Source organism: Lentilactobacillus diolivorans DSM 14421, assembly GCF_001434255.1.
Taxonomy (GTDB): Bacteria; Bacillota; Bacilli; order Lactobacillales; family Lactobacillaceae; genus Lentilactobacillus; species Lentilactobacillus diolivorans.
On record NZ_AZEY01000090.1, the window covers coordinates 110,687 to 123,468 of the forward strand.

A 12,782-nucleotide genomic window follows, 5' to 3' on the forward strand; every position below is an offset into this window, starting at 1 on the left:
GACAAACTTACTTTTTGATAGTAAATTAATGTTTGTGAATATCGAAAGAAATAAGGAGGATCCAAATGGCAAAAAGTTATGATGTTGTAATTATTGGTGCCGGTCCTGGTGGGATGACAGCTGCGTTATATGCCTCCCGTGCTAATTTGTCAGTCGCTATGATTGATCGGGGAATCTATGGTGGTCAAATGAATAATACGGCTGCTATTGAAAATTATCCTGGATTCAAATCAATTATGGGTCCTGATTTGGCTCAACAGATGTACGATAGTTCTATCAATTTTGGTGCAGAATATGTTTACGGTTCGGTTGAATCAATTGAAGATAAGGGCCAAACCAAGTTGATTAAAACTGATAGTGATGAGATTGAAGCAACAGTTGTTATTATCGCGTCTGGATCTGAGTATAAGAAATTGGGAATTCCCGGTGAACATGACTATGGTGGCAAGGGTGTCTCATACTGTGCCGTTTGTGATGGGGCATTCTTCCGGAATAAGCATGTTGTTGTCATTGGTGGTGGCGACTCAGCCATTGAAGAAGCTTCATATTTAGCAGGGATTGTTGATCACGTGACGGTTATCCATCGTCGGGACCAATTGCGCGCCCAACAAGTTATTCAAGATCGTGCTTTTGCAAATGATAAGATCGATTTTGTGTGGAATACCAATGTGACTGAGGTTGTTGGTGATGATATGAAGGTAACTGGTGTTAAAGTGGTTAATAACCAAACTCACGAGGCTTCAACAATTGAAACTTCAGGAGTCTTCATTTACGTTGGCCTACTGCCGATGACTGAACCATTCAAAAATCTTAACATTACTGATAAAGATGGTTGGATCAAGACAAATGAACAAATGGAGACGGCTGTTCCTGGTATTTATGCAATTGGTGATGTTCGCAAAAAAGAACTTCGTCAAATTACGACTGCAGTTGGCGAGGGTGGCATTGCTGGTCAACAAGCATTCAAATATGTTGAATCCCATAAGGATGAGACAAATAAGCCGGGTGTTACCCAAAAATAATCTTGTCGGTTTGTTTAAATTGACAGTTGGATTACAATAAAACTAAATAAGCAATGAGAGAGGGCTGATAACAAAGAAAATGATTTGTTGTCAGTCTTTTTTGCAGATACGGGGGAATTATAATGGGAATGCACCAATATTTGGAAAGCTTAGATGAACTGGAATTAATCAATCGGGCACCGGGCTATTTTAAGTTTCAACAACATTCAGTAGCAGCTCATTCGTTTAAGGTAACAGAGATTGCTCAGTTCTTAGGCGATGTTGAAGAAAATGCAGGTGAAGATGTTAATTGGCGACTACTATACGAAAAGGCATTGAATCATGATTATACAGAATTGTTTATTGGCGATATTAAGACACCAGTAAAGTATGCAACACCGGTTTTAAGAGAAATGTTAGCAGATGTTGATGATAAGTTAACGGCGAATTTCATTAAAAACGAAATTCCCGAAGCCTTTCAAAAAGCATATCGTCGCCGACTATCTGAAGGAAAAGATGATTCTCTTGAAGGTAAGATTCTATCCGTTGCGGATAAACTGGATTTATTATATGAATCATTTGGTGAAATTCAAAAGGGAAATCCTGAGGAAGTTTATCCGGAAATGTATAAAGAGAGTTTATCGACCATGCTAAAATTTCGTGATATGCATTGTGTAAAATACGTTATCTCAAAAGTTATTCCGGACATGTTGGCAGAGAGCTTCACGACCCAAGATAAATTAAAGAAATTGACGCGGCGAGTCTTAAAAGAGGATTCAGAATAAAATGGTTTGCGAAAGTATGTTCGTATGGTAGAATAGTTCTGTTAGTGGGCCAATGGGACACAAGATGGTAAGCTTCTAATAAATAAGTATGTGCCTGATTCAGATACGTTCGTGTTTTAATCTATGAATCAAATACTTATGCAACGGAAGCTGATCATTTGTGTTCCATGTTTTAGCTTTGCAAAATTTATGTTTTGCCATGACTGTTAAGATAAAATAGTGATTATTTCAATGCCCGATTTTTCCGATTTTGTTTAAAGCGTTTGTTATCAAAAAGCATTACTTAGCTTTTTAATCGTTACTGAAATTAATTAATGAGATGATCAGGACACTTTAGTTGGGTCAGAGCAGACAACAGGCGCGTTTTTGTCAGGAGGCACAATAATGATTGAACGAGAAAATAATCATAAATTTGACTTGGTATCCAAGTATCAGCCAACAGGTGACCAACCACAGGCGATTAAAAAGTTGGTTAATGGGATTGATGAGGGTGAGAAAGCACAAATTCTCTTAGGTGCAACCGGTACTGGAAAGACGTTCACAATTTCCAATGTGATTGCTCAAGTGAACAAACCAACTTTGGTTTTATCTCATAATAAAACATTGGCAGGGCAATTATACGGTGAATTTAAGGAGTTCTTCCCACACAATGCCGTTGAGTACTTTGTTTCCTACTATGACTATTACCAACCCGAAGCCTATGTCCCTTCGAGTGATACCTATATTGAAAAAGATTCATCAATCAATGATGAAATTGATCAACTGCGACATTCCGCCACTAGTTCGTTACTTGAACGAAATGATGTCATTGTCGTCGCTTCCGTTTCATCAATCTTTGGGTTAGGTGATCCTAGTGAATATCGAAATCATGTTGTTTCACTGCGAGTTGGCCAGAATATTGAGCGGGATCATTTATTACGTCAACTTGTCGATATTCAATACGACAGAAATGACATTGATTTTCAGCGTGGTCGGTTTCGGGTCCACGGTGATGTTGTTGAAGTCTTCCCGGCAGCTTGGAACGAACATGCCTTTCGAATTGAGTTTTTTGGTGATGAGATTGATCGAATCCGCGAAGTAGATACGCTGACTGGTGAAGTGATTGGTGATCGTGAACATATTGCCATCTTTCCGGCGACTCATTTTCTAACCAACGATGATATTATGAATTTGGCGTTGCCTGAGATTAAAGACGAGATGGAACACCAAGTTGCGAAATTTGAATCAGAAGGCAAATTGCTTGAAGCCCAACGTTTAAAGCAACGGACGACTTATGATATTGAAATGATGCGTGAAATGGGCTATACAAGTGGTATTGAAAACTATTCACGGTTTATGGACCGTCGGAAGCCGGGGCAGCCACCATTCACGCTGCTTGACTTCTTCCCTGACGATTTTTTGTTGGTCGTTGATGAGTCTCACCAAACCATGCCTCAAATTCGGGGGATGTATAATGGTGACCGAGCTCGAAAACAGCAATTGATTGATTATGGTTTTCGGCTTCCCAGTGCATTGGACAATCGACCACTTAAGCTGGATGAATTTGAAAAGCATGTTCATCAGGTTGTTTATATGTCTGCAACTCCCGGACCTTATGAAATGGATCAAACTAAGCACGTTGTTCAGCAAATTATTCGGCCAACCGGCCTGCTTGATCCAACGGTTGAAGTTCGGCCAATTATGGGCCAAATGGATGATTTGGTTGGTGAAATTAATAAGCGAATCGATCGAAATGAACGAGTCTTCGTGACAACCTTAACCAAAAAGATGGCTGAAGACTTGACGGATTATTTAAAGGACTTGGGCATTAAGGTTCAATATTTGCATTCTGATATTAAGACGCTTGAGCGAACACAAATCATTCGGAACTTACGTTTAGGAAAATTTGATGTTTTAGTGGGAATCAACCTTTTGCGGGAAGGAATTGATGTGCCGGAAGTATCGTTAGTTGCCATTTTGGATGCTGATAAGGAAGGCTTTTTACGCAATGAGCGGTCATTGATTCAAACAATTGGCCGAGCCTCACGAAACGAGCATGGGGCTGTGATTATGTATGCTGATGAAATGACCGATTCGATGAAAGCGGCGATTGATGAAACCGCACGGCGTCGATCAATTCAAATGAAGTATAATCAGGAGCACGGTATTACACCAACAACAATTAAGAAACCAATCCGGTCGTTGATTTCTGTTACTAAAGCAACTGATGATGCGGGCAAAAAGGACGATTTTGTCGAGAGTGACTTTGAACAGATGAGTAAGAAAGATCAAAAGCAGATGCTGGCTCGACTGACTGAAGAAATGCGCGGTGCCGCTAAAAAATTAGACTTTGAACAAGCAGCGACTCTGCGTGATACGATCATGGAATTAAAGGGTGAAATGAGCTAAAGGAGACTTGGCAGATTGGCAATAGATAAGATTACTATTAGGGGTGCGCGGGCACACAATTTAAAAAATATTAACGTTACAATTCCCAAGGATAAGTTGGTTGTGATGACCGGCTTATCAGGGTCTGGAAAGAGCTCATTGGCCTTTGATACTTTGTATGCTGAAGGTCAGCGGCGATACGTTGAAAGTTTGTCGTCTTATGCTCGACAGTTTTTAGGCCAGATGGATAAGCCGGATGTTGATTCAATCGAAGGTCTTAGCCCGGCAATTTCGATTGATCAAAAGACTACATCAAAGAATCCACGATCGACTGTTGGAACTGTTACTGAAATTAATGATTATTTTCGATTGCTCTGGGCCCGGGTTGGTGTGCCGATTTGTCCAAACGATGGCACCGTTATTTCTAGTCAGTCGGTTGATCAAATGATTGATCAGATTATGAAATTACCAGAGCGGACGAAATTGCAAATTCTGTCACCAATCGTCCGTGGTCGTAAGGGGCAACACAAAAAGATCTTTGAAAAGATTAAGCGTGAAGGTTTTGTCAGAGTTCAAATAGATGGTGAAACTTACGACATCGATGAACCAATTGAGTTGGATAAAAATAAAAAGCATGATATTAATATTGTGGTTGACCGGATTATTGTTAAGGACGGGATCAACAATCGATTATCGGATTCATTGGAAGCCTCGTTACGTTTGAGTGGCGGTTATGCGATTGCCGATTTTATGGGAAAACGAGACCCGTTGTTGTTTTCTGAACATTATGCCTGCCCGGTGTGCGGCTTTACGGTTGGTGAGTTGGAACCGCGACTGTTTTCGTTTAATTCACCATTAGGGGCTTGTCCCGACTGCGATGGTTTGGGGATGAAGTTGGAAGTTGACCCTGATCTGGTGGTTCCCGATAGAGAAAAAACACTAAATGAGGGTGCTTTAGCGCCTTGGAATCCAAGTGGTTCAAAATGGTATCCAAACATGCTTGCCCAAGCGTGCAAAGCTGAGGGCGTTGACATGGATACACCCTTTAATCAATTACCAAAAAAGCAACAGAATTTTGTTCTGTTTGGCTCTAAAAAGAACTTTCATTTCGTTTTGGAAAGTGATTTTGGTGGCATTCGGGATGTCGATGGGCCATTTGAAGGTGTGATTAATAATATTGATCGTCGTTATCACAATACAAGTAGTGACTGGACCCGGGACAATTTAAGCCAATATATGACTGAATTAACTTGTCAAACGTGTCATGGATATCGTCTAAATCGAAAAGCATTGGCAGTTAAAATGGGTGAGCAGCGTAAAAACATTGCCGAAGTTTCGGCATTAGATGTTTCCGCTGAACTAGCTTTTTTCCGTTCTCTGACATTCGGTGAGCAAGATACAATGATTGCCAAACCAATTATTAAAGAAATTGTGGATCGATTAACCTTCCTGCAAAATGTTGGTTTGGATTATTTAACTTTATCCCGGTCAGCTCGAACACTTTCCGGTGGTGAAGCACAACGAATTAGACTTGCGACACAAATTGGATCTAACTTGACCGGCGTTCTTTATATTTTGGATGAGCCGTCAATCGGGCTCCACCAGCGCGATAATGATCGACTCATTTCATCGTTAAAAAAGATGCGGGATTTGGGTAACACACTGATTGTTGTTGAGCATGATGAAGATACGATGCGGGCAGCTGATTATATTATCGATATTGGTCCCGGGGCAGGCCAACAGGGTGGCCACGTGATGGCGGTTGGAACTCCTGAGGAAATTGAAGAATCGCCAAAGTCAATTACCGGCCAATATTTATCAGGCAAACGGTTTATCCCAGTCCCTGAAAAGCGTCGTAAGGGTAGTGGTAAGAAAATACGATTGACGGGTGCAGCTGAAAATAATTTAAAAAATTTAACGGTTGATTTCCCACTTGGTCAATTTGTTGTTGTAACTGGAGTTTCTGGTTCAGGTAAATCAACGTTGGTTAACGATATTTTGAAACGGGCGTTAGCTCAGAAGTTAAATCATAATTCAGAGAAACCTGGAAAGTACAAATCAATTTCCGGCTATAAGAATATTGAAAAAATTGTAAATATCGATCAAACGCCAATTGGCAGAACACCACGAAGCAATCCGGCTACTTATACGGGTGTTTTTGATGACATTCGAGGATTATTCGCGAATACAAATGATGCCAAGCTCCGTGGATTTAAAAAGGGCCGTTTCAGTTTTAACGTCAAAGGGGGTCGTTGTGAGACCTGTCATGGAGACGGTATTTTAAAAATTGAAATGAACTTTTTACCGGATGTATATGTCCCATGTGAAGTTTGCCACGGGAAACGATACAACGCCGAGACTTTAGAAGTTGAATATAAAGGTAAGAATATTTCTGATGTTTTGGATATGACGGTTGATGAAGCCTTGGATTTCTTTAATGCAATTCCAAAAATTAGTCGAAAACTTCAGACCATTAAAGATGTTGGTTTAGGTTACGTTTCTTTAGGCCAACCGGCTACAACTTTGTCTGGTGGGGAAGCGCAACGAATGAAATTAGCTTCTGAACTATACAAAAAGTCGAGTGGCAACAACTTTTATATTTTGGATGAACCAACAACTGGTCTTCACTCTGAAGATATCCGTAAATTGTTGGGTGTCTTACAAAAATTAGTGGATCAAGGCAATACAGTGTTAATCATTGAACATAATTTAGATGTCGTAAAGAGTGCGGATTATTTGATTGATCTTGGCCCAGAAGGTGGCGATGGCGGCGGCAGAATTGTCGCAACCGGGACACCCGAACATGTCGCTGAGGTTAAGGAAAGTTACACGGGTCAGTATCTTAAGCCAGTCTTGGAGCGCGATCGAAAGCTAACTGAACAGGCAAAAGAGAAAGCGTCTGCGAAAAAGATGAGTAGCAAGGCGTAAATTGATGATCGATTTTTATCAGAGCGGGACAAAGGGCGTTTAACCTCCAGAGTAACCAAATTATCTAAATATTCTGAACTTGAATATTTGGATGATTCGATTACACGACCGGAAGTTACCTTTTGTCCCGCATTTTTGCTTGGTAATCATAGTGGTTACACTAACAGAGACTGAGCAAAACGATTATTGTCCCAGCTTCTTTTTTTGATAATCAAAATGTATTAATCAGAAACAATTGGTAATTTAAGTCACTGTGACCAATGGTGGCTTAAATCCCTTTTTAGCGGCTAAAAGCAGGTAGCTTTTTTTGGTGCCTGGAATTAACGTTGAGCAAAAGTAAGGCTTGAATGACGGCTGGACAGGTAACCGGCAGGCTTTTACTGTACTATCATCCCATAGAAAGCTTTAGGAACTATCTTTCCTCTTAAAATGATACGCCTGGTATGTTATACTTTATAGAGTTTGTTATACGAAAGGAAATCATTATGGCAGTGAACAACCAATTCGTGATCATTACTGGTATGAGCGGTGCTGGTAAAACAGTGGCAATGCAAAGTTTTGAAGATTTAGGTTATTTTTGTGTTGATAACATGCCCCCGACACTTCTTCCCCGGTTTAAGGAATTGATTCGAATGGAGCGTGATATTAATAAAATTGCGCTTGTGATGGACCTACGATCACAGGTTTTTTATGATGAGATTATCGGCATGTTCAATGATCTTAAGCGGAACGATGATAATAATGTTGATATTATTTTTTTGGACGCCTCTGATATGAAGTTGGTATCTCGCTATAAAGAAACTCGACGAGCTCACCCACTTGCTCGTAACGGTCGTGTGATTGACGGTATTAAAAAAGAACGGGAGCTGCTTGCTAACGTCAAAAGAGCGGCTGATTTGGTTGTTGATACGACTAATATGTCACCACGACGTTTACGCGAGGAAGTCTTTCATAATTTTGAGTCAACTGATGAAACCCACACGTTCCACGTTGAAGTCATGTCATTTGGCTTTAAATACGGGTTGCCGTTAGATGCTGATATCGTGATGGATGTTCGCTTTCTGCCAAATCCTTATTATGATGCAAACATGCGCTTTAAAACTGGTCTTGATAAACCAGTTGAGGAATATGTGATGAATTCCGAGGGTGCTCAAGAATTCTACAAAAAATTATTAGATATGCTGAAATTTACATTGCCCGCGTATAAAAAGGAAGGGAAGGCCAGTCTGACGATTGCCATTGGTTGTACAGGTGGCCAACATCGTTCTGTTGCGATTGCACAACGATTAGGTTCAGATTTGAAGGCTAGTTACCCCGTCAATATTACACACCGGGACATTGATCGTCATAAAACCAAGGAGGGTAACTGATCATGATTGATGCACTTCATACCCATCAGCCCAAAATTGTTGTTATAGGTGGTGGTACCGGACTTCCAGTTATCCTGAGAAATCTAAGAAATCGACATGTTGATATTACAGCAATTGTCACCGTCGCAGATGACGGTGGTTCGTCTGGAATTCTACGAAATTACATTAACGTTGTGCCACCTGGTGATATTCGAAATGTCATGGTTGCACTTTCGGACCTGCCACATTTGGAAAAGGATTTATTTCAATATCGATTTGCGAGTTCAGATCAATTTTTTGCCGGCCATGCGATTGGCAATTTGATTATTGCTGCCCTCTCCGAAATGAAGGGTGGAATTTTTGATGCTGTTCAGATCTTAAGCAAGATCATGAGAGTTGATGGTCACATTTATCCGGCGGCTAACGAACCACTGGAATTAAACGCTGAATTTAGCGATGGCTCTCATTTGAGTGGGGAATCAGAAATTACAGCGGCTGGTAAACTTATTAAGCGGGTTTGGGTTGAAACAAATGATGATTCCCATAAACCAGAGGCTGTTGAACAGGTCATTGATGCTATTATGAATGCTGATCAAATTGTTTTGGGACCTGGAAGTTTATTTACAAGCATTCTTCCCAACCTAATGATCGAAAATGTTGGCGAGGCACTCCGCCAGACCGATGCGGATATTGTTTACATATGCAATATTATGACGCAAAAGGGTGAAACTGAAAACTTCACTGAGGCTGATCATGTTCGCGTTCTTAATCGACATTTGGGGATGAACTTTATTAACACAGTTTTAGTTAATATTAAAGAAGTTCCGGCTGAATATATTGACCACAAAAAATGGAACGAAATTTCTCAACCCGTTAAACATGATTTTGCTGGTCTACGAGCGATGGGATGTCGTGTGATTTCTGCTGATTTTCTTGAGCTAAAGGATCGAGGGGCGTTTCACAATGGTCAGGAAGTTGCCGATGAGTTATTGAATTTAATTGGCCGCTCGTTTGATGATGCAAATTAGTCATGGACTATTTGCTGGCTAATTACCCAAAGCAAGGAGGGATTAAATGTCCTATGCAAGTGAGGTTAAAAAAGAATTAACGTCCTTGACTGTTCACAGAGATAATGCAAAAGCTGAGTTAATGGCCTTAATTCGGATAAATGGATCTTTATCAATCTCTAATCACCATTTTGTTTTAAATGTATCATCAGAAAATCCTGCCATTGCACGACGAATGTATCAATTACTCTCTAAGTTTTATGGCATCACTGGTGAATTGAGTGTTCGTCGAAAAATGAAACTTAAGAAAAACAATTTGTACATTTTGCGAGTTGAAAATAAAGCAACTATGTTATTAGATGATTTAGGAATCTTTGATGGTGTTTCTATCGTTGAGCGGGTTCCAAACCAGATGCTCACCGAAGATGCTCAAATTCGCTCTTATTTACGGGGCGCCTTTTTAGCTAGTGGATCGGTTAACAATCCAGAAACATCCAGATATCATTTGGAAATTTATTCACTGTACGAAAATCATAATGATATGATTGCCGAAATGATGAATAAGTATCGGCTGAAAGCACGGACAACCAAGCGTCGCAGTGGCTATATTACTTATTTGAAGGAAGCTGAAAAAATTGCGGATTTCCTGCAGTTAATCGGTGCAACGAGTTCAATGTTGAAGTTTGAAGACATTCGAATTGTTCGAGATATGCGTAACTCGGTTAATCGATTAGTTAATTGCGAGAATGCCAATCTTAATAAGGTCGCTAATGCTGCTAGTCGACAAATTGAAAACATCAAATTAATTGATAGTGTGGTTGGGTTAAACAAATTAAACCCTAAATTAGCTTCAATTGCCCGGGCCCGGTTGAAACATCCTGAGGTTAGTCTTAAAGAACTTGGTGAACTAGTTGAAGGTGGGCCAATTTCTAAGTCGGGCGTCAATCATCGTCTCAGAAAGATTAATGAGTATGCGGAAAAACTTGATGAAAGTGAAAGCGCGTGATTTAAAAAATCTGATTAGTGGCTGACTACTAAGATAATCATTGTTCAAATTGAAAAAGCAGAGCGGGACAAAAGGCGTTTAACTTCCAGAGTGTAATTGAATTATCCGAATATGCTCTGAACGGAATAGTTGGATAATTCGGTTACACGGCCGGAAGTTGCCTTTTGTCCCGCGTTTTCGCTTGGTAACAATTGTGTTTACACGAACAGAGGCTGGGATAAATGACTATTGTCCCAGCCTCCTTTTATTTTTTCTGACAATATTTTGGAGAAGTTAATTAATCATCAGCATACGTCTTGATTATCTCTAATAATGATGAAACTAGCCTTCACTAACCCGCAAGACACAAGCACCCTCAATATCACCGCGGGAAACGTACTTAAGGGCTTCATCCGCATGTGCCAATGGATATTCAGTGGTTTTTGGATGAATCTTTAAACGATCAGCAAGGGTTAAGAATTCTTCACCATCGCGTCGCGTGTTACTTTCAACACTGGTTAAGTTCTTTTCATGGAAAATGTGATCAGTGTAGGATAATTGTGGAATGTCGGTTGAATGAATCCCGGCCATAGCTAATGTGCCACCTGGTTTTAATGCCTCAAGAGCTTTTGGAACGATATCCCCAACGGGTGCGTAAATAATCGCCGAATCCAATTTAACCGGCGGTAAATCATAAGCACCATTGGCAGATGCGGCTCCTAATTGAAGAGCAAACTGGCGAGCATCTTTTCCACGGGTCAGCACATGGACTTCGATTCCTTGATCCATTGCAATTTGTGCTGTTAAATGAGCTGATCCACCAAAACCATAAAGGCCAAGCCGACCGCCTGCGGGAACATTGGCCCGTTCAAAGGCTCGGTAACCAATGATGCCGGCACAGAGTAATGGGGCAGCGGTGACTGAGTCAAATCGTTCAGGAATTCGATAAGCAAACCCTTCTGGTACGGTCACGTATTCTGCATAACCGCCGTCATGATCCCAACCAGTGTAAAGGGAGTTCGGACAGAGGTTTTCTTTTCCAGCCCGGCAATACTCACAAACACCGCAGGTCCAACGTAACCATGGGATGCCAATTCGGTCTCCAAGTTTAAATCGACTAGTATCAGGCCCGTTTTTAACTACCCGGCCAACAATTTCATGACCTGGGGTAACGTGATCTTTATGAACCGGCAAGTCGCCTTCAGTAACATGAAGGTCAGTGTGACAAACACCACAAGTAATGACGTGAACCAAAACTTCACCACGGGCTGGTTTAGGAACTGGTTTTGTTGTAAATCGGAGTGGTGAAGGATCACCATCGATTGGTCCTGGTTTGACAACTTCCCAAGCCTTCATTTCCGTTGGGATTGATTCTGGTGCGTTCACGTTGACAGTTTCTTCAGGTGTTCTTGTACTATCAAGTTTCATAAATTAAATGGCCTCGATTCCAATTGTTAAGCATCTATTCATTCTTAACTTACAGGTTCATTTTAATCGGTTCCGGGCCGTTTAGCAATTAAGGTAATCCAGACTTAAATATGTGATCAAAGATTTTAGTGCGCAGATATTTCAACCAAGTGGCTGTCGTTCGTTTAGCTTATTTATAGCGATCAATAAATACGAGTTGGGTGTTGGTTGAATGACGTTGGCTGAACTCATAGTGAGATGAGTCAAAGAATTTTAAATCGTCAATCTTTTGAAGTTGGTTTTCAGCGATAAACCGAACCATTTCCCCACGGGCCATTTTTGCCAAAGTGGCTCGAGTTTTGACTTTACCATCGATAAAATGGCCAAAAACGATATTAATGAATTGATCCTGAGGCTGCAGGAAAGAACTAATCGTTTTTGAGTACTCTTTTGATGCCAAGTTAACGATTGGCTCGTGTTTGGAACTAATGGCCTGGTATAATTGGTCACCCCAGAATGAATACAGATTTTTCTTGCCATCAATGGCTAACTTAGCCTGCATTTCCAAGCGGTATGGAGAAATGCCGTCAAATGGTTTTAAAATACCATAAAAGCCGGAGAGAATTCGCAAATTATTTTGAAGATAATCAAGTGCCGGTGCGGTTAGAAGATCTGGTGTCATATATTGATATTGGATTCCTGTAAAGCTGAGAACGGCGGGTGTTAATTGCTTGGTTAGATTGATTTTTTGTAATTGGTCATAGTTCACTTGGGTGAGGTTATCACTGGTATGCCATAATGTTTGGAGTTCAGAATAAGATAATTGGCGCATCGCGAGTAAAATATGACGAGTCTTTTCCAAATATTGGGGCAGTTCTGTTGCTTCAAAGTCATCCGTGTTAACAATCATCTTTTTGGCTGGCGAAATAATTAGTTTCATTTTTCTTGCGGCT

Annotated in this window: 9 protein-coding genes; 7 read left to right on the forward strand and 2 right to left on the reverse strand. The window is 40.6% G+C overall.

What is annotated here, in order from left to right; translation table 11 throughout:
- Window positions 1-65 precede the first annotated feature (65 nt).
- The 7 genes from trxB to whiA all read left to right on the forward strand — a co-directional run bounded on the left by trxB (window position 66) and on the right by whiA (window position 10,443).
- Window positions 66-1,022: a thioredoxin-disulfide reductase gene (gene trxB, locus FC85_RS10120; RefSeq protein ID WP_057865417.1), complete on the forward strand. Its 957-nt coding sequence runs from the start codon at window positions 66-68 to the stop codon at window positions 1,020-1,022.
- A 122-nt stretch (window positions 1,023-1,144) separates the two neighbouring features.
- Complete coding sequence (locus FC85_RS10125; protein WP_057865418.1) at window positions 1,145-1,786, forward strand: YfbR-like 5'-deoxynucleotidase; 642 nt, start codon at window positions 1,145-1,147, stop codon at window positions 1,784-1,786.
- 384 nt (window positions 1,787-2,170) lie between these two features.
- Complete coding sequence (gene uvrB, locus FC85_RS10130) at window positions 2,171-4,174, forward strand: excinuclease ABC subunit UvrB (RefSeq protein ID WP_057865419.1); 2,004 nt, start codon at window positions 2,171-2,173, stop codon at window positions 4,172-4,174.
- 15 nt (window positions 4,175-4,189) lie between these two features.
- Window positions 4,190-7,081, forward strand: coding sequence for an excinuclease ABC subunit UvrA (uvrA, locus tag FC85_RS10135; protein ID WP_057865420.1), 2,892 nt, complete (start codon window positions 4,190-4,192; stop codon window positions 7,079-7,081).
- A gap of 485 nt (window positions 7,082-7,566) precedes the next feature.
- The gene (gene rapZ, locus FC85_RS10140) at window positions 7,567-8,451 is read left to right on the forward strand and encodes an RNase adapter RapZ (protein ID WP_057865421.1); all 885 of its coding nucleotides are present in this window, start codon (window positions 7,567-7,569) and stop codon (window positions 8,449-8,451) included.
- 2 nt (window positions 8,452-8,453) lie between these two features.
- The gene (locus FC85_RS10145; RefSeq protein ID WP_057865422.1) at window positions 8,454-9,458 is read left to right on the forward strand and encodes a gluconeogenesis factor YvcK family protein; all 1,005 of its coding nucleotides are present in this window, start codon (window positions 8,454-8,456) and stop codon (window positions 9,456-9,458) included.
- A 46-nt stretch (window positions 9,459-9,504) separates the two neighbouring features.
- Window positions 9,505-10,443, forward strand: coding sequence for a DNA-binding protein WhiA (whiA, locus tag FC85_RS10150; RefSeq protein ID WP_057865423.1), 939 nt, complete (start codon window positions 9,505-9,507; stop codon window positions 10,441-10,443).
- Between the two features lie 321 nt (window positions 10,444-10,764).
- Here the strand turns inward: whiA and FC85_RS10155 are convergent, their stop codons facing one another.
- Together FC85_RS10155 and yaaA are read right to left on the reverse strand one after the other, a co-directional pair.
- On the reverse strand, window positions 10,765-11,850 hold the full coding sequence (locus FC85_RS10155; RefSeq protein ID WP_057865424.1) for a zinc-dependent alcohol dehydrogenase family protein: 1,086 nt from the start codon (window positions 11,848-11,850) through the stop codon (window positions 10,765-10,767).
- A gap of 169 nt (window positions 11,851-12,019) precedes the next feature.
- Window positions 12,020-12,769: a peroxide stress protein YaaA gene (yaaA, locus tag FC85_RS10160; RefSeq protein ID WP_057865425.1), complete on the reverse strand. Its 750-nt coding sequence runs from the start codon at window positions 12,767-12,769 to the stop codon at window positions 12,020-12,022.
- Between the last annotated feature and the right edge of the window lie 13 nt (window positions 12,770-12,782).